General features: G+C 52.1%; 21 protein-coding genes. 18 read left to right on the top strand and 3 right to left on the bottom strand.

What is annotated here, in order from left to right; translation table 11 throughout:
* Positions 1-26: 26 nt before the first annotated feature.
* Genes AC097R_RS18455 through AC097R_RS18405 form a run of 11 tightly spaced genes read left to right on the top strand, consistent with a single transcriptional unit; the run spans position 27 to position 10262 of the window.
* Positions 27-974, top strand: coding sequence for an RHS repeat-associated core domain-containing protein (locus tag AC097R_RS18455; protein ID WP_479599681.1), 948 nt, complete (start codon positions 27-29; stop codon positions 972-974).
* Positions 971-1615, top strand: a complete 645-nt coding sequence (locus AC097R_RS18450; RefSeq protein ID WP_479599680.1) for an SMI1/KNR4 family protein — start codon at positions 971-973, stop codon at positions 1613-1615. The genes AC097R_RS18455 and AC097R_RS18450 overlap by 4 nt, the downstream gene beginning before the upstream one ends.
* The gene (gene gspG / locus AC097R_RS18445) at positions 1615-2043 is read left to right on the top strand and encodes a type II secretion system major pseudopilin GspG (protein ID WP_479599679.1); all 429 of its coding nucleotides are present in this window, start codon (positions 1615-1617) and stop codon (positions 2041-2043) included. The genes AC097R_RS18450 and gspG overlap by 1 nt, the downstream gene beginning before the upstream one ends.
* 13 nt (positions 2044-2056) lie before the next feature.
* Complete coding sequence (locus AC097R_RS18440; protein WP_479599678.1) at positions 2057-3325, top strand: type II secretion system F family protein; 1269 nt, start codon at positions 2057-2059, stop codon at positions 3323-3325.
* Positions 3325-5016, top strand: a complete 1692-nt coding sequence (locus tag AC097R_RS18435; protein ID WP_479599677.1) for a GspE/PulE family protein — start codon at positions 3325-3327, stop codon at positions 5014-5016. The genes AC097R_RS18440 and AC097R_RS18435 overlap by 1 nt, the downstream gene beginning before the upstream one ends.
* On the top strand, positions 5003-6373 hold the full coding sequence (locus tag AC097R_RS18430) for a hypothetical protein (RefSeq protein ID WP_479599676.1): 1371 nt from the start codon (positions 5003-5005) through the stop codon (positions 6371-6373). The genes AC097R_RS18435 and AC097R_RS18430 overlap by 14 nt, the downstream gene beginning before the upstream one ends.
* Before the next feature lie 41 nt (positions 6374-6414).
* Entirely contained in the window at positions 6415-6990 is a 576-nt protein-coding gene (locus AC097R_RS18425; protein WP_479599675.1) for a hypothetical protein, read from the top strand.
* Complete coding sequence (locus AC097R_RS18420) at positions 6987-7535, top strand: hypothetical protein (protein ID WP_479599674.1); 549 nt, start codon at positions 6987-6989, stop codon at positions 7533-7535. Before AC097R_RS18425 ends, AC097R_RS18420 begins: the two co-directional genes overlap by 4 nt.
* Positions 7532-9391: a FecR domain-containing protein gene (locus tag AC097R_RS18415; protein WP_479599673.1), complete on the top strand. Its 1860-nt coding sequence runs from the start codon at positions 7532-7534 to the stop codon at positions 9389-9391. Before AC097R_RS18420 ends, AC097R_RS18415 begins: the two co-directional genes overlap by 4 nt.
* Positions 9388-9879, top strand: coding sequence for a type II secretion system protein (locus tag AC097R_RS18410; protein ID WP_479599672.1), 492 nt, complete (start codon positions 9388-9390; stop codon positions 9877-9879). Before AC097R_RS18415 ends, AC097R_RS18410 begins: the two co-directional genes overlap by 4 nt.
* Positions 9873-10262: a type II secretion system protein gene (locus AC097R_RS18405; RefSeq protein ID WP_479599671.1), complete on the top strand. Its 390-nt coding sequence runs from the start codon at positions 9873-9875 to the stop codon at positions 10260-10262. The genes AC097R_RS18410 and AC097R_RS18405 overlap by 7 nt, the downstream gene beginning before the upstream one ends.
* Before the next feature lie 617 nt (positions 10263-10879).
* Here the strand turns inward: AC097R_RS18405 and AC097R_RS18400 are convergent.
* Positions 10880-12367: a hypothetical protein gene (locus AC097R_RS18400; RefSeq protein ID WP_479599670.1), complete on the bottom strand. Its 1488-nt coding sequence runs from the start codon at positions 12365-12367 to the stop codon at positions 10880-10882.
* A 528-nt stretch (positions 12368-12895) separates the two neighbouring features.
* Here AC097R_RS18400 and AC097R_RS18395 point away from each other — a divergent pair.
* From AC097R_RS18395 to AC097R_RS18385, 3 genes are read left to right on the top strand one after another with little or no spacing between them, the layout of a single operon-like run.
* The gene (locus AC097R_RS18395) at positions 12896-14464 is read left to right on the top strand and encodes a recombinase family protein (protein WP_479599669.1); all 1569 of its coding nucleotides are present in this window, start codon (positions 12896-12898) and stop codon (positions 14462-14464) included.
* The gene (locus AC097R_RS18390) at positions 14464-15357 is read left to right on the top strand and encodes a plasmid partitioning protein RepB C-terminal domain-containing protein (RefSeq protein ID WP_479599668.1); all 894 of its coding nucleotides are present in this window, start codon (positions 14464-14466) and stop codon (positions 15355-15357) included. The genes AC097R_RS18395 and AC097R_RS18390 overlap by 1 nt, the downstream gene beginning before the upstream one ends.
* Positions 15354-16250: a plasmid partitioning protein RepB C-terminal domain-containing protein gene (locus AC097R_RS18385; RefSeq protein ID WP_479599667.1), complete on the top strand. Its 897-nt coding sequence runs from the start codon at positions 15354-15356 to the stop codon at positions 16248-16250. Before AC097R_RS18390 ends, AC097R_RS18385 begins: the two co-directional genes overlap by 4 nt.
* Before the next feature lie 145 nt (positions 16251-16395).
* On the opposite strand, the gene AC097R_RS18380 is transcribed toward AC097R_RS18385, so the two are convergent.
* Positions 16396-16626, bottom strand: a complete 231-nt coding sequence (locus tag AC097R_RS18380; protein WP_479599883.1) for a helix-turn-helix domain-containing protein — start codon at positions 16624-16626, stop codon at positions 16396-16398.
* Positions 16627-17146: 520 nt separating this feature from the next.
* On the bottom strand, positions 17147-17359 hold the full coding sequence (locus tag AC097R_RS18375; protein ID WP_479599666.1) for a hypothetical protein: 213 nt from the start codon (positions 17357-17359) through the stop codon (positions 17147-17149).
* A 117-nt stretch (positions 17360-17476) separates the two neighbouring features.
* On the opposite strand from AC097R_RS18375, the gene AC097R_RS18370 reads away from it, so the two are divergent.
* The 4 genes from AC097R_RS18370 to AC097R_RS18355 all read left to right on the top strand — a co-directional run bounded on the left by AC097R_RS18370 (position 17477) and on the right by AC097R_RS18355 (position 21121).
* On the top strand, positions 17477-18745 hold the full coding sequence (locus AC097R_RS18370) for an AAA family ATPase (RefSeq protein ID WP_479599665.1): 1269 nt from the start codon (positions 17477-17479) through the stop codon (positions 18743-18745).
* A 114-nt stretch (positions 18746-18859) separates the two neighbouring features.
* Positions 18860-19663: a metallophosphoesterase gene (locus tag AC097R_RS18365; RefSeq protein ID WP_479599664.1), complete on the top strand. Its 804-nt coding sequence runs from the start codon at positions 18860-18862 to the stop codon at positions 19661-19663.
* Position 19664: 1 nt separating this feature from the next.
* Positions 19665-20327 (top strand): hypothetical protein, encoded by a 663-nt coding sequence (locus AC097R_RS18360; protein ID WP_479599663.1) that lies wholly within the window; start codon positions 19665-19667, stop codon positions 20325-20327.
* Positions 20324-21121 carry a metallophosphoesterase gene (locus AC097R_RS18355; RefSeq protein WP_479599662.1) on the top strand — a complete coding sequence of 266 codons (798 nt, stop codon included), beginning with the start codon at positions 20324-20326 and terminating at the stop codon, positions 21119-21121. The genes AC097R_RS18360 and AC097R_RS18355 overlap by 4 nt, the downstream gene beginning before the upstream one ends.
* Positions 21122-21169: the final 48 nt, after the last annotated feature.

Raw genomic sequence — 21169 nt, 5'->3', positions numbered from 1 at the left:
ACTGGTCTGTCCAATGAAAGATAAATATGTTAACTAGTATCTGGAAAAAGTTTGGTGTGTTGCTGCTTGGTGCGCTGATTGGCACTGGAGTAGCTGCGCAGGCAATTACATATTTCCATAATGACGTCTCTGGTAGCCCTATGGCGGCCACGGATGCCAATGGAGATTTGGTATGGAAAGAGAACTATCGCCCTTATGGCGATCGACTGAATAATGCAGCGGCTAGCGCATCAAACAAGATTTGGTTCGCAGGACGTCCCTACGACAACAACACAGGGTTGTCGTATATGGGGGCGCGCTACTACGACCCAGTTTTGGGGCGATTCGTAGGAGTGGACCCTAAAGGCTTCGATCCCGATAACCTGCACAGTTTTGGTCGATATTCGTACGCCAACAATAATCCCTACAAGTTTGTAGATCCGGATGGGCATAGTCCTATCGACGTTGCCTTCTTGATCTATGACGTGGGCAAATTGGGCGTTGCTATATATTCTGGTGCGGGTGTTGGTGCCGCCGCATTTGACGTAGCCCTCAGCGTTGTCGGTGTTGCCAGTCCAATCCCTGGGACGGGGCAGGCACTTAAGGCTGCGCGTGCGGTGGAGCATGGAGTTGGAACGGCCAGAGCAATTAACGCGGCAAATGAGGCTAAAAAAGTTGCGGAAATTAGCCGAGCTAAGTTTCCGGAAGCAGCAAAACACATTGAAGATGCGATTGCTGCTGGCAAGCCTTCTGTACTGACCGTGGGTGAGAAGGGAAGCAATGTGGCGCGTCGAAGAGCTTCTCTGAAGGGCACAAAAAGCAAGGCCGGGAAGGATCGAGATGAATATCCGCCTGCTATGTTTGAAGAAGGTGGTGCTGGTGCTTCGATTCGCGATATAGCAGCTAAAGACAACCGAGGTGCCGGTGCCTGCATAGGCAATCAATGTCGAGGTTTAAATCCAGGAGACAAAGTGCAAATCAAGGTAACGGAATGAGTTCTACTATTGAAGAGTTGCTGAGGAAGTCCTCGGAAGGGCTGAGGGCTCCTGTCACTTTCTCTGATGCGGAAAGTCAACTGTTGGCGATGGGGATCTCCCCCCATCGCGCGATCGAGCTCGCATCAATCTACTCTTTAAAGAATGGTGTTTTTGCTTTTGAATCTGCTCTGTGGATTTATGAGCTAGATGAAAAACAAATCCACTCAATTCAAAATATCAATGCTATTGATAATTCAAAAGTGTATGACTTGCTTTCCGAGGGAGGTATTTGCTTCGGATCCGATGCGATCGGCAATCAGTTCGTAGTCAATTCGACTGGCTATTGGTTGTTGGATATGGAGAGCGGAGAAACTGAATTCATTTCAGATTCTCTGCTGACTTGGGCTGCAGAAATACTTGAAGATATTGACTATAGAACATGTTTCCCCTACGCGCATGACTGGCAGCGGTCAAATGGCGCTCTTAAAAAAGGCATGCGTTTAGGTGCCAAAGTTCCATTTATTTTAGGAGGGAATTTTGATGTCGATAATTTATACGATTTAGATATAGTTAAACTAATTCAATTTCGAATTAATTTGTTTAATCAAATAAAAGATGCACCTGCCGGGACGCAGATAGAAATAAGAACTATCGAATAATGTCTAAATATTTTGAAAGGAATGAATTCAGTCGTGGATTTACTCTTCTTGAACTTTTAGTTGTGATTGTCATCATCGGAATGCTGGCCGCATATGTTGGTCCTAGATACTTCTCCCAGTTAAGCAAGTCTGAAACTAGTGTTGCAAAGGCACAAGTTGAGGCTTTGGGACGCGCCTTGGACGCATATCGGCTAGATACCGGCCACTATCCAAGTTCCGAGCAAGGTTTGGAAGTTCTCGTGTCTCGCGGAAACGGAGAGGTCAAGTGGAATGGGCCTTATTTGCAGAAAGCTGTCCCACTGGACCCATGGGGTCGACCGTATTTGTACAAGATGCCTGGCCAGAGCGGTGAGTTTGATCTACTAACTCTTGGGAAAGACGGAAATGTCGGCGGTGAAGGTAGTGATTCGGATGTGAGCTATCGTTGATTTTGATGGAATCATGATCAATTCCGATCCGCTCGTTGACAACAGCCGAGCCGCTAGTTCTACACTGGAAGGTAGCCAAAACGCTCATCTTCGATTCCGCCTTAATGTTCACCATACTTATGGTGGCGAGCAATGGGTGGAATTGGTCGCTGCATCAGAGGCGGAAGCGATTCGTAAAATGGCTGCGCAGGGGTTGCGAATTATCGCAGTCGAAACGATCTTGAGTAACGACGAAGCTACTTACCCCAGTACAGGCTCCGTTAAATTCAATTTACTAGTGTTTAGCCAAGAACTGTTGGCACTACTGGAGGCAGGACTCAATCTTACCGAAGCACTGATAACTCTCCATGCCAAGGAGCGGAGGCGGAATGTGCAACAGGTATTGGCCGACATTTTGTCTGCGCTTCAGCAAGGAAGAAATTTTTCGGATGTGCTTGGCCTTCTGCCTGCGCATTTTCCGGTTGTGTATGTTGCCACCGTCCGTGCGTCAGAGAGGACAGGGGACTTGCCGCAGTCCCTCAAACGCTACATTGCCTACCAAATTCAATTTGAGCAAATCCGCAAGAAACTGATGTCTGCGGCCATATATCCGGCACTATTGTTGTTTGTCGGTGGCCTGGTCACACTATTTCTGATGGGGTATGTTGTACCCCGCTTTGCTCTTGTATATGAGACCTCGGGCCGTGAAATTCCGTGGATGTCCGCGGCACTGTTGGCCTTCGGCAAGTTTGTTCATCAGCATGCGGAGTGGTCGTTAGGTGGTGGTTTGGCCGTTTTGATATTGATTACCTGGGGCCTTTCGTTGCCGGTCGGCCGGTCGTGGTTAGTGGCCCAGGTACTGCGTCTTCCATGGTTGTCCGAAAAAGCAAGTGAATTCCAACTTGCCCGGTTCTATTGGGCTGTTTCATTGTTACTTGCTTCGGGAATTGCATTGCCTCGTGCAATGAAGATGTCTACCGCACTGCTTGGGAAAGCTCAGCAAGCCAGGATGTCTCAGTGCCAAGTAGCTGTAGAAGAGGGGCAGCGCCTCTCAGTTGCATTGACCCACGTGTCACTAGCGACCCCTGTGGCGCAGTCTCTGATTGCAGTTGGGGAGCGTTCCGGTCAAATGGCAGAAATGCTTGAGCGCACGGCTCGCTTCGCTGACGATGACTTTGCGCGTTGGGTTGACTGGGCTTCAAAGTTGCTCGAGCCTATTTTGATGATGATTATTGGCCTTGTCATTGGGGCTGTAGTTGTTCTCATGTACATGCCCATATTTGAGTTAGCTGGCAGCTTGTAATGACACTCTCCTCTCGTGAACTCGCGCTGCAGATTACGCCTGCAGCACTAAAGATGGCGCGAGAAGCTTGCTTGCTGCGTAACATCCCCATGTCAGATGCACTGGTCGAAGCACTTTCATGCTCTCCGGCGTTGTTGATTGAAGCATTGGGCATTGTCTTTAACTACCCAGTGCTGCAAATGACGGATTTGCATGTTCTGGAACCTCGATTTGACGTCATTTCGTATGTCCAATGTCTTCAACGAGGACTGCTATTGGCAAGTGATGAGTCCGATTCATTGTGTCTAGTACAAATTGATCCGTTTGACGGCATGAACGAGGATTGGGCCTTACGCCAATGCGGCGCATATGGCGTAGTACCCAAGATCGTGTTGGCGCTCTCCGCTGAGTTTGAAGCCTGCTTGGCGCAGCTTGAGCGACAGTTGAAGGCAATGGACGGTTTCGACGCGCATAGTTCGCAGGAAATCGACGAGGACGTGGCGGCCGTCATTACCCTCTCCTCTATCAGTGACGATCCAAGTCCCGTCGTAAGACTAGTCAATTCAACAATTTATGACGCGCTGAAACTGCAAGCCAGTGACATCCATCTGGAGTGTGATGCGGGTAGTCTGCATGTGCAGTACCGCATTGATGGCGTGCTGATCCCCATCACCCAAGTCCAGGGAAAAGATACTGCCGAGCAGATCATTTCGAGAGTGAAGGTGATGGCTGACCTGGATATTGCGGAGAGACGGACGCCGCAAGACGGGCGATTTAAGGTTCGGGTCAATGGACGGGAAGTTGATTTTCGCGTCTCGGTGATGCCCAACATCTTCGGTGAAGATGCCGTTTTACGTTTACTGGATCGACAATCACTCACTGAAGAACAGAAATCACTGCGTCTTGAAAATCTCGGCCTGGATCGCAACACAATCGCCGCCATTCGCAAGTTGGCGAGCAAACCACATGGCATGTTGTTGGTCACCGGGCCAACAGGTTCCGGGAAAACAACCACGCTGTACGCTGCGATAACGGAAATTCAAGGCGGTGGTGACAAGATCATCACCATAGAGGATCCTGTCGAATATCGCTTACCCCGTGTTTTGCAGATACCGGTCAATGAAAAAAAAGGACTGACCTTTGCCCGTGGCCTGCGATCTATCTTGCGCCATGATCCTGATCGGATCATGGTTGGTGAGATCCGTGATGACGAAACAGCTCAAATCGCTGTACAGGCGGCTCTTACTGGGCACCTTGTCTTTACGACAGTTCACGCAAATAACGTGTTCGACGTGCTAGGTCGGTTCCTGCACATGGGAGTGGACCCGTACAGTTTCTCGGCGGCGCTCAATGGCGTAGTGGCTCAACGTCTTGTACGTTTGAACTGCGCTCAATGCGCGAAACCAGAAATCCCTGGTGATGAAGAGTTAGTGTCTGCTGGTTTAGAGAGCGCAGACCTACAAGGTTGGAACTTCCTGGCGGGCCAGGGATGCGGGCACTGTCGAGGTGTTGGATACAAAGGGCGCAGGGCTGTTGCGGAGGTCTTGATCATCGACGACACCTTGCGAGAAATGATTACGACGAGGGCGCCGATTTCTGTCTTGAAACAGTATGCGACCCAAGCTGGTTTACAAACGCTAAGAGATGTGGCCATGCAATGGGTCTCAAGAGGAGAAACGACTCTGTCGGAGGTGCTTCGTGTCGTCGGTTGAGAAATCCTATGGTGACGGAGAACTCCACATCGTCGTCGCAGCGAGATATGTCCATTGTTCAGTTCACAGAGATGGTGCATGGACAGACCATACATATAAAAAGCAAGATATTCACGGAGAGCCAGGGAAGGCGTCTGTTGAGAGTGCCCTGACAGCTGCCATTGACGGTTTGCGCAGCGAACTCCTTGCTTCAGGCGTACGCGCAAAGCGGATCGTGGTGTTAATTTCTGAGCTGTGGTTGGGGACTGTGGTTGTTCCTTGGAGGGGTGGGCACCGGGCAGCATTGCCGTCCGACGCTACTGTGCGGCAGTATCTTGCCAATCAAGGGTTCGAAGTAGCAACAAAAGACACTGTTCGTTGGGAGTCGGCCCCCTATGGACAACCACGAATTGTCGTTGCCTATCCGGGCCTAGTTCTTGAGAGTCTGCATCGACTCGCTTCGGATATTGGTGGTGTTCTTACGTCGGTACTTCCAACCGGGATTGCTGCATGGCTCAAACTGCGGAAGGAAAGTTCTTTGCAGATTCTGTCGGTTGTTGATGAAGGTTGGCTTCAGCTGCTGCAAAGCATTGACGGAAAACATTTGTCGGGTGTCAGTGCGCGGAGAGTGGAAGGACACGGCATTAACTTGTTACCCGCGCAATGGCAGCGTTGGCGCATGCAGGATCCATCGTTGCTCAGTGTTGAAAAACTGAGTGTCACCAATCTAGCCACTTGCACCATCGCGGCGGGAAGTATTGATAGAAGCTTTGAGTTAATAGATGTGAACTCGAGTGCTTCACCCGGTATGCATCCCGATCTCCACCTATGCTTGGAATCGACCCGGATACCAAAGGTATTGAATGCACTTCCCCGAAGAAAAATCCTCACGATTTTGCAGCTATCGATCTGTGTACTCGCTCTATTCTTCGTTGCAATTTTTGCGATCAACACATTGTCAATTCATTCGGAATTGAGATTGTTGCGCTCTAAATGGAGTGAACAAGAAAAACTTGCAATCACGAAGCCCAGCACGAATGTCTTCTCAAATGAAGATAAAACACGAATCCTAGAGATCAATCAGGCAATACGTGAATTAAATATCCCAATTGAAAAACTCCTCTTCGGATTACAGCCGCCACAAGATATTCATGTTGAGATATTAAATATCGATCTGCAAGCGGCTTCGGCAGAAACTTCGCCGGTGATCAAAGTTCTGGCAAAAGCAAAAAGCAGCGATGACATGATGTTGTACGTGGGTTTCTTGGGGTCGCATAAACCTTTTTCAAGTGCCTATCTAACGCGGCATGAAGTTCTTGAAACAGAAGTCGGAGCACCAATTCAGTTCAGGGTAGAAGCGCCATGGGTGGACCAATGAGACGGAGTTTGCAGCGTCAGATACTTCGGTGGGACTGGGAAATGAGGCGAACTCTCTCATCGCTCCATGCCCAAATTGGCTTCACAGGGCTATTTTTGCTAGGGAGCGCTTTTATCTCCCTTTCGCTATGGCAAATGGAACGTAACGGGATCGAGCAGCTTGCAGCTTTGAATGGCAAATTGACATCTTTGGATGGTCAATTGGATGCTTTCAAGAAGCTCGCCAATTCAAATGTTGTAAGTGGTACTTCGGAATTCGAAAAAATACTACCGGCTGATTCCGAAATCCCATTCGCGGTTCAGAGTCTATTGAGTTTGGCAAACAAGAACGGCCTTACTATTCTGCGCGGCGATTACCGGAAACAGATAAATAATCAAGGGAGATTTCAACAGTATCAGATCACGTGGCCAATAAAAGGACCAGCAGGCTCTGTGTATCAATTCATTAGCAGCACCCTCCGAGATCAAAGGAGCCTGGCATTGCGAAATCTCCAGTTCAAGCGCGAGAAGATAGATGGTGCAAATGTTGAAGCCAAGCTTGAACTGGTGTTGTATACCCAGCTCCCATCATTGCGGTCTGATGTTTCATCTCCCAATGCCACAGTGGCCGCGCCATGAAAATGAAGAGATTTCATGTGCTGCTGGCGGTAACTTTATGCGCAACGCTGGTGTTGGCTTGGTTTGCACCAAATGATTCTGGCGCTGGAGTAGCAATTGCGATGCATTCTTCGCCGGAAGGTCGCGGTACACCTGCCATTACACAAGCACTAAAAAATCCGCACGTGGAAGCCTCCATGGGAGACACACAAGTTCTGGCTATCCATAATCGAACAGATGGCGCAGATAAAGAATTTTCACTTTTTCCGCAAAAAGTTGTTGATTTGAAACCGCCTCTGCCGCAGCACGCTGTTGCGCAGATTACAGCTCCAATTCCACCCGCCCTCCCTCAAGCACCGCCACTGCCTTTTCGAAGTGTTGGACGGTATTCCGACGGTACTGTGGATGTATTTTTTCTGCAGCAGGGAACTCAAAATCTCGCCGTGCGAATCAACGAGGTGATAGATCAAACCTACAAAGTAGAAAGTTTCGATGGAAGTGCATTGAGTTTTCGGTACATACCGTTGAACCAGCTGCAGACACTTGAATTAGGGACAACAAATTGAAAATAAAAATGATGGGTGAAGCTGCGAGAAGCTGGTCGCAAGATATCTTCTTAAGAAGACTGGCCACAGTGTTTCTGAGCATCACATTGATGGGATGCGCAGGCTCACAGGCATTTCGCGAAGGAAATGTACTACTTGCGGAAGGTAGGGTCCAGGACGGACTCGGAAAACTGCAGGAGGCGGTTCGATTGGAGCCCAAAAATGCTGAATACCGAATCGCCTTAGCCAACCAACGTGCTTCCTTGATCAATCGATTTGTAGCTTTGGCGGAGGTCGCTCGTCGTGAGAACCGATTGGATGACGCTGACACGGCTTTCAAGCAGGCCTTGGTGATTGACCCTGAGAACCTTATCGTGAAACAGGGGCTTGGTGTGATCGCCAGTGACCGTAGACACGCGTCGTTGATCTCGCAAGCTCGCAATCAATTCATGAAGGATGGGCCGACTACAAGCAATGAAGTGCTTGAGAGTGTTCGCACCGTCCTTATAGAAAACCCGCAGCACAAGGAAGCCCTTGCACTTAAGTCCCAGATCGACGAGAGCCGAGCAGCCGAGTTTCGCCGTGAAACGGCTCTTTCATCCGTATACCGGAAGCCAATTTCCTTGCAGTTTCGAGATGTCCCTCTGAAGTCCACGTTTGAGTATTTGTCTCAAGTATCTGGATTGAACTTTTTCTTTGACAATGATGTACGTCCAGACTTGCGAGTTACCTTGAGTGCGAAGGACACCAGTCTGGAAGATGTCATGCACTTGCTGATGACGACAAACCAGTTGAAGTACAAAGTCTTGAATGAAAACTCTGTGCTGATCTATCCCAATACACCACAAAAGGTAAAAGACTACCAGCCGCTATCTGTCCGCAGTTTCTTTTTGGCAAACGCTGACGTCAAGGTAATCGCAAACAGCATCAAGACGATCGTCAAGACTCAAGACATCGTAGTAGATGAACGTTTGGGGATTCTTATCATTCGTGACACACCCCAGGCGATTCGGATGGCTGAGCGCATTGTTGCACTCCAAGACCTCGGCGACCCAGAGGTGATGCTTGAGGTAGAAATTCTTGAAGTAAAGCGAACGCGTTTACTGGAGCTTGGTGTTCAGTGGCCCAGTCAGTTGGCACTTGCCCCTCTTCAGATTGGGACAACGCCTCTGACTTTACAAGCGCTGAAAGACATGAATGCCTCGACTACCCAAGCTACCTTGGGTAGTCTCAATATTAATGCCCGTAAGGAGGACCAGAACGCCAATCTATTGGCTAATCCTCGAATACGTGTGCGAAATAAAGAGAAGGCGAAGGTGTTGATTGGGGATCGTGTCCCAGTCATAACAACGACGTCGACGGCAACCGGGTTTACAGCAGAGTCGGTGAATTACATAGATGTGGGCTTGAAATTGGAAGTCGAGCCTACGATTTATCTAGACGATGACGTTGCCATCAAGGTCAGCCTTGAGGTCTCCAGTTTGGTTAAGGAAGTTCTGAGCAAAGCTGGGTCGCTGTCCTACCAAATAGGCACTCGTGGGGCGAACACCGTATTGCGGCTCAGGAACGGAGAAACGCAAATTTTGGCGGGCCTGATCAGTGATGAAGACAGGTCCACTTCGAATAAGGTACCAGGTGTGGGTGAGATGCCAATCCTAGGACGCTTATTTGGAAGTCAGAAGGATGACAACCAGAGAAGCGAGATTTTGCTGTCGATCACCCCAAGGGTTGTGCGTTCGATTCGTCGTCCTGATCTGCTGTCCGCCGAATTTGAGTCGGGCACCGATTCGAGCATTGGTGATAAGCCTTTGTCCATAAAGGCCGTCCGGCAATCAGAGCCTAGTCCAACAACACCGCAATCTGCCACGACGCCATGAATGAAGTGCGCTTGCGTCGCAGCCGGCAAGGATTCTCGTTCGTTGAATTGATGACATCTTTGGCAATCATGGCTGTGCTTGTCTTGATGGCTGCGCCCATGACGCAGGTGCTCATTCAGCGGCACAGGGAGCACGACCTTCGCATGGCACTAATTGAAATTCGTGGGGCCTTGGACGCGTATAAACGAGCATCAGAGCAGGGGCGTATTCTGCTCAAAATAGGGCAAAGTGGTTATCCACCTAGTCTTAACATTCTGGTGGAAGGCGTAGTCGATCAACGGAGTCCGACAGGCCAGAAGTTGTACTTTCTTCGACGCTTGCCTGCAGATCCATTGTTTGAGCAAGAGGTGAGCAATCCCGAACTAACTTGGGGGTTGCGAAGCTATGTCTCACCACCTGATGCCCCCTCTCCGGGCGCAGATGTATTTGATGTCTATTCGCACTCGGACAAGGTGGGACTTAACGGAGTCCCATATCGATCATGGTGAAAAGTTTCCGCAGGTTCGCCAAGGGTTTCACCCTAATTGAGATGCTGGTCGTCTTGGCTATTGTCGCGTTGCTACTAACCGTGGCACTACCACGCTATTTTGGCTCTCTTGGGAAGTCGAAATCAATAGTGCTCAAGCAGAATCTACAAGTTGTACGAAGATCCATCGACCAGTTTCAATCCGACAAAGGGCGCTATCCGACAACGTTGGAGGAGCTAGTGGAGCTTCAGTATCTGCGCTCAATGCCAGTCGATCCAATAACCGAATCCAGTAGGACTTGGGTACTATTGGCGCCTCCTGTGAGTGGGAAAAGCGGTGTGTACGACCTTCGAAGTGGTGCGCAAGGGACCGCTGAAGACGGGATACCGTATGCCCAGTTCTGATTTCTTAATGCGGAGATCAAACCTGCAACTAGGGTTCGCTTATTTATGGTTGCTGATTAGTGTGGCCTTAGTAGGCTTGGCATTGTCTACAACCATGCAACTTGACTCCCTCGCAATGCGACGCGACCAAGAAAAAGAACTAATCGCGATAGGAAAACAATTTAGATTTGCGATCCGCAGCTACCGTGAACGCCCAGGGTTGCCAGCGGGATTAGAGGGCTATCCCGCTAGCCTGCAAGATCTGACAAGTGACTCGCGTTCTAACACGACACAAAGACACCTCCGAAAAGTTTTTACGGATCCCATTACTGGGCGAACTGATTGGGGTCTGGTACTGCTCAACGGGAGAATCGTGGGTGTGCACTCCTTGTCATCGATGAAACCTATTAAGGAGGAAGGATTCGATGAGGAAGATGCAATCTTCAAAGGGGCACAGAGTTACTCACAATGGGTTTTCTCCTCAGTTGTGCCCTAAAAACCGTGCCTGTGCTGATCTGCCTCCGGTGTGCTCCTGCCTCCTATCGAATGTGACTTTCCGTCCAAATTGGATAGCGCCTTGCAGGGGACGCGCCGCCTAATGGTCATCAAAGCTCAGCATGACGGCTACATAGTTCCACTCACAGCAGGTTTAGTCCGCGAATGCGCAGTCTAAAGACAGTCGCCAATGTCATCAACAAAGTAGTCATCTCTTGATTTCCGTTGACTACGCACTTGAGAACATCGGAAGGAGCCAGAACTACATTTGGTTGTCCAAGAGCATTTTCCGCAGTAAATGATCCAGAAATCTCGGGAATTGTCATAAGCCAGCGAAGTACGACGTCAATTTCTTTTTGATGAATGAAATCAAATTGCACGCTGCTGACAGACCCGGGATGGCGAGGAGCCTGCGCCAATATTTCCTGTGGTGTTTGCGGTCTAGGTTGTTTGAACAGTGGATTTCCTCCAATTTTCCCTCCCATGGTAGGACTGGCAGGCAACAGTCCCCCGACCAAATGAAGGTCTAACGTGTTTGTGATCGACCGAAACGTCCGCCGGTCCTCAGCCGGGCCGATGGGCAGAGGATGAGCATGGATGGCATTACCGGGGGCAATGCTCGCTTGTCGAGGTATTGCCAGCGGATGCCAGAGGATCGCATCCCAAGTAAAGCCGGCGAGCCCCGTCTCTGCTAGATCAAGCACCATCAGATTAATTGGCCACGCTCGCTTGTTCCTATATGGCTCTGCAAAAAAGATCGTAGCCACCGTTACTGGAAGTAGAAACTGGTAGCGGGAATAGTCCTTTGACAGAGCAAGTGTCTCCCCTTTCAGGAGCGAACGAATTGCCTTCGCGATCGCGGGGGCACGAGCAATAGTGCTCCAAGTTAGTACAGCCGGGGCACCTCCCTCTTGTATGAGCTTGGCACGGCTTTGCTCATAGATCTTTCCGGGATCCACGAACCGATCCGCCAGGCGCTGGTACTCCGGGGCATTGTGTGTATTGCTGTCAATCCAATCTTGAAGTGTAGATTGATCATCTTCATGGAGATATGAAAATGGTGCAGTACCTGCACCAGCAGCCTTTGCCGCTGCCACGATCACCCTAGACAAATCAACAGCAGTCCACGTCGTCGGCGCTTTACCAGTAAGCCTAATGTGGCGGAGTGCATGTACAGGTATTTCGCCAGGCCACACCTTGAGGATGCCATCTCGCATCGCCGAGTCATAGATAGCTTTTCTCTGGAGGGAACCATCTGGCATCACTGAGTCATAGATATCTGTTCTCTGAAGTCTTGGCAGTCTTCCATAGCGCCGCTCGAAGGCCTTACATGCTGCTTCGACCGCCGTTTCTGCTTGCAGATAGGCAGGACCAAGATCAGACATGTAGACTCGCTGGTCCTTTTTTATAAGTCGCCCGGCGACCTTGAAGTAGACGTCTGGTCGACGCGCATTCCTCCATAGCTCGACCCAGTCGGCAGCAGAATCCATCACATAGGGTGAGGATGCAGTTCCTTCCCCAACAATATTGGGAAAGAGATGCGCCTCCAGCATCAGCTTCTCAATAAGGACGAGCAAGTGAAATCCGTCGATGTAGACGTTCGACGTTCGGTGCTTCAAATAGCGCGGCATTTTCCTCCCCCAAAATTCTCTCGTCCCGCACGAATGCCCTCGTGGTGGAATTTTTTGTCATGTTAACCCGGCCAACCTGTTGCTTTGCCGTGGAGGAATTGACTTACGACTAACGAGCGCTGGCGGTCAGCAAACTCCAGTAGTACTTTGTCATCCCTTCTGCAAGTAGCCATACTTTTGTATTCAAATATGGGGGCGGGAACTTGCGCCTAACTCAACTTTCCGGAGAGCTCGAACTGCTTTCGTGGCTTCAGTAGCCACTTCTCCCACGATTCTTCCACCATGAGTCTGAAGTCACTGTTCAGGCTCACACGCTGCTGAATAAGGCATTGACAACCCGCTGAATGAGGTTCACGATGAATTGTTGCGTTACCGACACACAAACCTTTCACTGCTTTTGGCAATCCTAGGCGCGGAATAAATCTCGGGTAATTGCTCCAACTGGAAAACCGTCTGTGCGGGCCGATACTGCGCACAAACCGTCTTCCAGCAGCAAAACGAGGTTGCAATCTTTTCATAAGGATTGTCGTGGCCGCTGTGTCGTCAAAGAGTGCTTTGGGGCAACCTGAACAAGGTCTAGTACCTGTGGCTCAGTATGTACGCATGTCCACGGAACACCAGCGCTACTCCACGGAAAACCAAGGCATGGCCATACAAGAGTACGCCGACAGCCATGGCATGCAGATAGTCCGTACCTACGCGGATGCCGGAAAAAGTGGCCTCAGCATCCGTGGCAGAGCGGGCCTTCAACAACTGCTGCATGACGTTCAACAACCCAATCCCGGTTTTCAGGCCGTTCTTGTCTATGACGTAAGCCGTTGGGGGCGGTTCCCTGATCCTGACGAGGCCGGGGAATACGAGCGGACATGCAAGCGGCGCGGGATCAAAGTTATTTACTGCGCGGAGCCATTCGCCAACGATGGTTCCACTACTGGTAGCGTCATGGTGGGCCTCAAACGCAGCATGGCCGCTGAATACAGCCGCGAGCTGTCAGTCAAAGTCTTTGCAGGGCACAAAAATCTGGTGCAGCTTGGCTACAGGCAAGGTGGGGCACCTGGATTTGGCCTGCGCCGCCAATTGGTGGATGAGCACCATGCCGTTAAAACCATCCTCTCCCGCGGTGAGAGAAAAAGCATCCAAACTGACCGCGTTTTTCTGGTCGCTGGGCCACCAGAAGAAGTCACCGTTGTCCATGAGATTTATCGGCTATTTCTTGAAGGTGGCATGCCGGAGCGTGTCATTGCGTCCACTCTGAACCGGCAAGAAATCAAAAACGACACCGACTCCGCTTGGACACGGGGGACAGTGCATCAAATACTGACGAACGAAAAGTACATCGGCAACAACGTCTACAACCGCACCTCCTTCAAACTGAAGATACAGCACCAGAAGAATGCGCCAGCGGAGTGGATTCGCAAGGACGGGGCATTTGCCGCCATAGTTCCTGTGGAAGAGTTTCTGCGTGTTCAAGAAATCATCGCCAACAGGTCCCTGCATCTGGACAACGCGCAGATGCTGGAATTGCTCAAGCTGACGTTGGAGCGGTACGGTGCACTCTCGGGGATGGTGATTGACGAAGAGGATGGCATGCCCTCCAGCTCTGCCTATCGCAATCGGTTCGGTAGCCTCTTGAACGCGTACAGCTTGGTTGGGTTTACGCCAAGGCGCGACTACGCCTATTTGGAGATCAATCGTGAATTGCGGCGGCGTCACCCAGAGTTAATAACGGAGATGACCTACGGCATTCAGGATGCCGGCGGCTGGACACAGCGCAATCCCATTACGGATCTTTTGACCGTCAATGGTGAGTTCACGACCTCCCTGGTTATTGCCCGCTGCAAGTCGCTGCCCAGTGGAAACTTCCGATGGAATATCCGATTCGACGCCAGTTTAGAACCCGACATTACGGTGGTGGCACGGATGGACATCACGAATCAACGGGCACTCGATTACTACGTCTTCCCGTCCATCGATTTTTCACAGGACAGGCTCCCGACTAAAGAAGACAACGAATTCACATTGGATGCCTACCGGATGCCGACTCTGGAGTATTTCTACTCACTCGCTGGTCGTGTGCCGCTCAAGGAGGCTGCTTGATGACTGAATCCACCAAGGTCGAAATGATCCCGATCAGCGAGATTGTGGTCACCAACCCTCGCACCCGTAATCCCAAAGTGCATCAAGAGATCACTGACAATATAGGAATGGTGGGTCTGAAACGGCCTATCACCGTTCGGCGCAACCATTCAAAGCAAGGTGGTCAACAGTACTCGTTGGTCTGCGGTCAAGGGCGGCTTGAGTCCTGTCAGATGCTTGGAGAAACCGAAATCGCAGCCATAGTGATTGATGCTGACGCAGAAACCGGACATGTGATGAGCATTGTCGAAAACGTGGCTAGACGCATGCCGAGAGCCAATGAGACCATGGAACAAGTGAGTAGCCTGCGTAGCCGCGGATACAACGATGCCCAGATTGCGCTGAAGATTGGCTGCACCCCCTCATGGGTGAACAACGTGGCAAACCTAATGGAACGCGGAGAGAAGCGCCTGTTGGCGGCTGCGGAAGCCGGGCATATTCCCATGCATTTGGCGGTGATCATCTCCCGCGCAACGGAAGAAGAAGCACAGGTGCTCTTGCTCGAAGCCTATGAACGAGGCGACTTGAAGGGCAAGAAAATCAACGTTGTCCGGAAAATTCTGGATCAACGCATGCGTAGCGGTAAGAAGGGCTCCAACAACTTCACAAAGACGAATACCAAAAGGCATATGAGTCCAGACGACCTAGCCAAACTGTACCAACGTGACGTGGACCACCATCGATTGATTCAAAAGAAGGCGGAACACACGCAAAATGCATTGCTCCTGGCTCAGCAGATATTCCGAGAGCTGTTTGCAGATAGGGGTTTCTGCAACCTGCTCAAGGCGGAAAAGTTGACCAACATCCCACAACCACTTGCGGAGTTGTCCAGTCGCGCCAGGGTGCAAAGATGAATCGCCCAAGAAAGCCGGTTCAGCTTGGATTTGAAACCGATTGCGTCGATGTTCTGCTGGACATGATGCGGCCATCGAAGACGCTACCAGCGGGCGTCAAGACTTCTGTCAAATACCAGCAAATCTGTACCTCCATTGGGTCTCTTGGTTTGATTGAATCCATTGTGGTGGTTCCCGACACGGAGCGGCATGATGGTTACATGGTCTTGGACGGTCACCTTCGTGCAGAAGCCTTGCGAGACCTTGGACATACCCACGCACGGTGCCTTGTCTCCAAGGATGATGAAAGCTACACGTACAACAAACGAGTTAACCGGCTGTCCATTGTGCAAGAGCACAAAATGATCGTCAAAGCGGTAGAGGGAGGAACTCCGGTAGGAAAACTCTCCGAAGCTCTAGGTCTATCGGTCGATGTGATCCGTCAACGCTTCAAACTGTTGGATGGAATCTGCCCAGAGGCTATCGCCCTTCTGGCGGAGAAGCCCGCTACCCGTGGGATGTTCGGTGTTTTGCGGCAAATGAAGCCATTCCGCCAAATGGATGTGGCGCAAGCCATGATCAACCTCAACAACTATTCCCTCAAACTAGCCCTGGCCATGCTCAATAGGACTGCGGCAGATCAGTTGGTGGGGAAAGCCGCCACCAAAGCTCAAAGCACTGGCCCGTCGGAAACACTACGAAGACTTGAGCGCGAGCTGGCTGCTGTCCAGGCTGACACCAAGTTGCTGGACGAGAGCTACGGACCAGCGAACCTACAGCTCACCATCATCAAAACCCATATCAAGAGTTTGCTGGAGAACATCAATGTGGTGAAGTGGATGGCCAAATTCCACCGGGAATACCTTACGGAATTGCAACTGATTGCAGACATCAAGCGGCTGCCCACTGACTGAAATCCTTTGTATTGGCCTCTCGTGACGGAAAGTATGGGCACCTTGATGCTTGAAGCAGAGAAGCTGGCCGTCTGGCAAGTATCGAGACAACCCAATCCTGAAAGCAGCCGCGTAAATAGAAGAAAATCCGCAAATCCAGACGGACTTATAGCGACTCGTCGAACGCCGAAGCAAAATCCTCATCATCTGGTGGGACCAGCAGCATCCACGGCTTGGTACCCAGTGCATTCGCGATGACCTCAATGCTCGAAAGCGAGACATTCCAAACAGAGCGCTCCAGCGCCGACACATAGGTGCGATCCAAATCGCACTCCAGAGCCAGCCTTTCTTGCGACCATCCCAGTTGCACCCTCAGAGCCCTGATCCGATAGGCCACCACAGCGCGCAAGTCGTCGCTGTTCGGTAAGTTCTTGGGTGGTGAGGGCTTGGCTGACACCCTCTGAATATCTCAATCTGCTATATTTGCATCCACGGAGTTTGCTATTCATTTAAAGCCAATTTAACTATTGGCAGCGTGCAGTGAGTGACCTCCCGTATTTCAATGCCTTTCAATCAAGGGAGTAGCAGGGGATGGGAGAAAAAACAGTCGATCCTTTTCGTGGATACGGACCCAAGTGCGCGTTCTGTCACACGGCGGTACCAGCCGAAGCGTCCGTGTGCGCCGCGTGCGGTGCCCGAAAAGGCTCCACTGGTGAGAAATCACCCGGCATCGTGTTCATGGCGCTGGCACTCCTGTTCGGAATCGGCGCTGGCATCTGCGGGCTGTGGGCGACTGCAGTGAACTATTTCATCCCCTACTTGATGGGCCCCCTGTTCGGGCCTCCGACCATCACTGCGTGGATTGCGGGGATCGTGACCGGAGTGGTTCTCCTTCCGGTCGGTCTGTTGACGTTTCTCTATTGCTGGAAGATCGTGATGTACCCATTTACACAGCCCAGGTGGCGTCGTTGAAGTGCCGTGGAATGGCGCATTGAATAAGCGATATCGTTTATTTTTTGCACCACACTTTCATGGAAATTTCTGTAAAAACATTTGTCAGAGACCCACCAGACCGCTACGCTCAACCCCATGGCAAACCGCTTCTTCTCCACCACCAACACCACGGTCATATGCATGTCCGTCGTGGGTCGTGGCCGCGCGCCTAAGAACTGAACCCCAGTTCTGAAGCCGGCCCTTAAAAGGAGTCGGCGGTCACCACCACTGGCTCCAGCAACAGGAGTTTTGTGATGAGTGAATTTCAAGAATCCAAGATTTGGCACTTCGACAGCGAATCAGAGCGCATTGACCACATTGCGCTGTATCTGCCTCTGACCGTGTCAGAGGAGGTCCAAGACGCTACGCGTGAAGCTGCGCTCAGAGCCCGTACCGAATGCGATCAGAGAAAAAACGGACTCTCTGAGGGGCCAATGCCGGCTCCAGCTTCCGGAAGGAGCGCTGCGTTCGGTAGAGATGCGCCCAATGTCGATGAGACCAAACGCCTGCAGAACCGTGATCGATCCCTCTCACGCAAGAGGAGTACGGTCAAGATCTTCAACACGCAGGATGCGCTGACCCTCCTGGAGAAGTGCAAGCTGGGGGACCGTGAATCCCAGTCCACCAATACCTACTGGTACAGGACGCTCTTCAAGGACGGACTGGGCAGCACGCGTCGAACGATCTCCACTCTGCCGGCCGGAGATCTTGCGGCGTCCTTCGATGCCCTGTGCAATGAGTTCCCCCACTTCAGACACGTCATCGCGCACATCCGTGGGTGTTTCGAGCTGGCCCATGCCCGCAAGTCTCCACCCAAGATCCGACCGGTCTTGCTGGTGGGGCCACCTGGGGTTGGCAAGACACACTTCTGCGCGAACCTCGCCCAGCTGCTCAGGGTGCGTTTGCACAAGATTGCCTTTGACACGGAGGTGACTAGCTCCCGGCTCCTGGGAAGTGATCGCAACTGGGGCAATAGCGCCCCCGGTGAGGTCATTGAAGCGCTGACCGACGAAGTGGCTAATCCTGTGGTGCTGCTGGATGAGATCGACAAGGCCCGAGGTTCCGGGCAAGAGACGCACCAAAGTCCCATTGCATCGTTGCATGGGCTGCTGGAACCAGTGACGGCCACCAATGTTCAGGACATCGCACTGAGCCTGCGGTTTGACGCCAGCTGGATCACGTTTGTGGCCACGACCAACAACCTGGGCGCGATTCCCTTGTCCTTGCGGTCACGGTTCTCGGAGTTCCTGGTGCTGGAGCCCACGGGGGAAGATGCCCTGCGGTTTGCCAGCAACCTCCTCAACGTTACCCACAAACGGTTGGCAATCCCTGGCTTTGAAGCTCCCAGTCTGAAACTGAGCAAACACGCCGCCCATCTGGAAGCGCGTAGCCAGATCAAGGCCTATGAATCCGCTTATTCGGCGGCTGTGGGAGCCGGCAGGAATCGTCTAGAGGAGCGCGATCTTCTGGGTGCCCTGGGAGAAGTGTCGTCGGATGTGCTGGCAGGCTTGCGTCTGCATTGAGCGGTGCTCAGGAACAGACCGTCCAACCCCACGACCATGGTGATGCACCCCATGGGTGCATCGGAAGACAGGCAACCCATACGTCCCCAACACCAACCAACAAAGGCCCCTCTTATGAAAATCCACCTAGCCTCCGACCTCCACCTGGACCTCCTTCCCAGCTTCGACGGTCCCAACAGACGCATCATCCAGCCGATCCCAGGCACCGACGTCCTGATACTCGCCGGCGACATCCATGAAGCGTATGCCGGCATCGAGCAGTTTGCTAACTGGCAGGAAGGTACGGAAGTCATCTACGTGGCAGGCAACCACGAATACTACGACCACGTCCTTGGACCCACGGAAGCCAAGATGCGGGAGCGCGCTGCAGAGCTGGGCGTGCACTTCTTGGAAAGAGATGCCGTGGTGATCAAGGGGGTCCGGTTCCTGGGAACCACACTCTGGACGGACTACAAGCTGCGCGAACCCGCTTACACGTCCGGAGAAGCGGGGATGGAGGCAGAGCGGCGTCTGAATGACCACCGCCTGATCCGCACGGGCAGACGGTTGTTCACCAGCGTCGACGCACGGAAAATCCACAACGGTTCCCGGGCCTGGCTCCAGGCGGAGCTGGCCAAACCGTTTGAGGGCAAGACAGTGGTGGTGACCCACCATGGCCCGCATCCCTTGTCGGTTCATCCCAAGTACAGCGCAGAGCTGTTAAGTGCGGCGTTCGTCAGTGACCTGAGCGAACTGTTACCCGGCGCTGACCTCTGGATCCACGGCCATGTCCACGACAGCTTTGACTACCAAGTAGGCCGATGCAGGGTGGTGGCCAATCCGAGTGGCTACGTATTGAACCGCCGATCCATCACAAGCATGGACCAAGCGCTGTACGAGAACATGCACTTCGACCCCAACCTGATCGTGGAGGTCTGACATGAAAATGGAACCACCCCATGGCTTTGCCAACTGGCTGGACTACGCGGTCGCAACAATGGATGCTCGGCAGCTCCAGGTCGAAGAGGCGTTGTTGCGAGAAAATCTCTCGACCCAGCAGATTCGTGATGCTGCAGAAGATGAACTCGCGGATCTGCGTTTACGCTGTGCTTCGAGCAGCCGTGCAGTTCTCGCGCGCTGGACTCCCCAACTCGCTCAAAAACTAGGCCGACCGGTGGCCGATATTGCAGAAAACGGGCTCCTCGACAGTGACTTTGGTGACGGTGTAGTTCGAATCCGGTTTGGAGACGGGAGCCGAGTTGATTTCAACCATGCGTTTTCGATGGGGGAGCCCGAGCCAGATGGCGCTATCCATGTGTTTGCGGTGTTCACCTTGCAGCACGGGTATCACCAGCTCTGGATTGGTCCCAATGACCGTGTTGAAGTCAAACCGAGTGCTGACCGGATCACGGCTTGGACCGCTGTGTTTGAGAAAGACCCAGAGACTGGTGATGTAATCCTGCCCTTGGATGACGAGTTTCTTCGCCAAGAGGATTGGCGAACGAGCGATCGGATCCGGTTCGAGGATGTGAAGCCGGGAAGCATGACCCTGGTCAATGTCTCCAAGAAGGACCGAGAGAAGCCCGCGGGGGATGCAGGATGAAACTGCTTGTCTACTCCGACCTCCATCTGGACCACGGACCATTCAATCCTGTATTGTCAGATGGCAGTCGCGTGGATGATCAGGCGGATCTGGTGGTCCTGGCGGGTGACATTGACAATGGCCTCAAAGGGATTCGCTGGGCAAAGGAGACGTTTCCGAACAAACCGGTGGCGTATGTCCTGGGCAACCACGAGTTCTATGGTGGGCATTGGGATCGTACCCTGGACAAGGCCCGTGAGCTGGCCAGCCAGCATGATGTACATCTGCTGGAGAACGATTCCCTCACGATGGGTGAGATCACCTTCCTGGGAGCGAGCCTGTGGACGGACTTCCTACTGTTCGGTGAGGACAGGTTTGCGGCCATCCAGGAAGCCAGGGCAGTGATGAATGACTACCGCCATATCAAGATCAGCCGCAGTGCGGAGATGTACTGGGTCAAGAGCAAGCATCTGATCCCTGACCTGACCACTCGCCGGCACCGGGCTTCATTGGAGTGGCTGGATCGGCAATTGGAAGTGGCTGATCCACAGAAGACAGTGATCATCACGCACCACGCGCCCCATGCCAACTCGATTCCCGAGGAGTACAAGACGGACATCCTGTCGTGTGCCTACGCATCCGATCTCACCCGTTACCTTGGCAAAGGTGCACTTTGGATCCACGGGCATGTCCACACGTCTGTGGACTATGCGGTGAATGGGACTCGGGTGGTGAGCAACCCACGGGGCCACAGGCGGAACAACGGGGAGGAGCAGAACCCTGGGTTTGAGATGCGGTTTCTGGTAGATGTCTGACGATGGGACCGATAGTACGCTGTCCAAGGTGTTGGGAGCTATCTTGCC

The organism is Rhodoferax sp. ZS1R25 (genome assembly GCF_056521335.1).
Note: the sequence above shows the minus strand (reverse complement) of the source record. Positions and strands in the feature narration are given on the sequence as shown.

Coding starts and splice junctions, on each gene's coding strand:
- AC097R_RS18455 (WP_479599681.1), top strand. CDS start 27: ATGTTAACTAGTATCTGGAAAAAGTTTGGTGTGTTGCTGCTTGGTGCG.
- AC097R_RS18450 (WP_479599680.1), top strand. CDS start 971: ATGAGTTCTACTATTGAAGAGTTGCTGAGGAAGTCCTCGGAAGGGCTG.
- gspG (WP_479599679.1), top strand. CDS start 1,615: ATGTCTAAATATTTTGAAAGGAATGAATTCAGTCGTGGATTTACTCTT.
- AC097R_RS18440 (WP_479599678.1), top strand. CDS start 2,057: ATGATCAATTCCGATCCGCTCGTTGACAACAGCCGAGCCGCTAGTTCT.
- AC097R_RS18435 (WP_479599677.1), top strand. CDS start 3,325: ATGACACTCTCCTCTCGTGAACTCGCGCTGCAGATTACGCCTGCAGCA.
- AC097R_RS18425 (WP_479599675.1), top strand. CDS start 6,415: ATGAGGCGAACTCTCTCATCGCTCCATGCCCAAATTGGCTTCACAGGG.
- AC097R_RS18420 (WP_479599674.1), top strand. CDS start 6,987: ATGAAAATGAAGAGATTTCATGTGCTGCTGGCGGTAACTTTATGCGCA.
- AC097R_RS18410 (WP_479599672.1), top strand. CDS start 9,388: ATGAATGAAGTGCGCTTGCGTCGCAGCCGGCAAGGATTCTCGTTCGTT.
- AC097R_RS18405 (WP_479599671.1), top strand. CDS start 9,873: ATGGTGAAAAGTTTCCGCAGGTTCGCCAAGGGTTTCACCCTAATTGAG.
- AC097R_RS18400 (WP_479599670.1), bottom strand. CDS start 12,367: ATGCCGCGCTATTTGAAGCACCGAACGTCGAACGTCTACATCGACGGA.
- AC097R_RS18390 (WP_479599668.1), top strand. CDS start 14,464: ATGACTGAATCCACCAAGGTCGAAATGATCCCGATCAGCGAGATTGTG.
- AC097R_RS18385 (WP_479599667.1), top strand. CDS start 15,354: ATGAATCGCCCAAGAAAGCCGGTTCAGCTTGGATTTGAAACCGATTGC.
- AC097R_RS18375 (WP_479599666.1), bottom strand. CDS start 17,359: ATGACCGTGGTGTTGGTGGTGGAGAAGAAGCGGTTTGCCATGGGGTTG.
- AC097R_RS18370 (WP_479599665.1), top strand. CDS start 17,477: ATGAGTGAATTTCAAGAATCCAAGATTTGGCACTTCGACAGCGAATCA.
- AC097R_RS18365 (WP_479599664.1), top strand. CDS start 18,860: ATGAAAATCCACCTAGCCTCCGACCTCCACCTGGACCTCCTTCCCAGC.
- AC097R_RS18360 (WP_479599663.1), top strand. CDS start 19,665: ATGAAAATGGAACCACCCCATGGCTTTGCCAACTGGCTGGACTACGCG.
- AC097R_RS18355 (WP_479599662.1), top strand. CDS start 20,324: ATGAAACTGCTTGTCTACTCCGACCTCCATCTGGACCACGGACCATTC.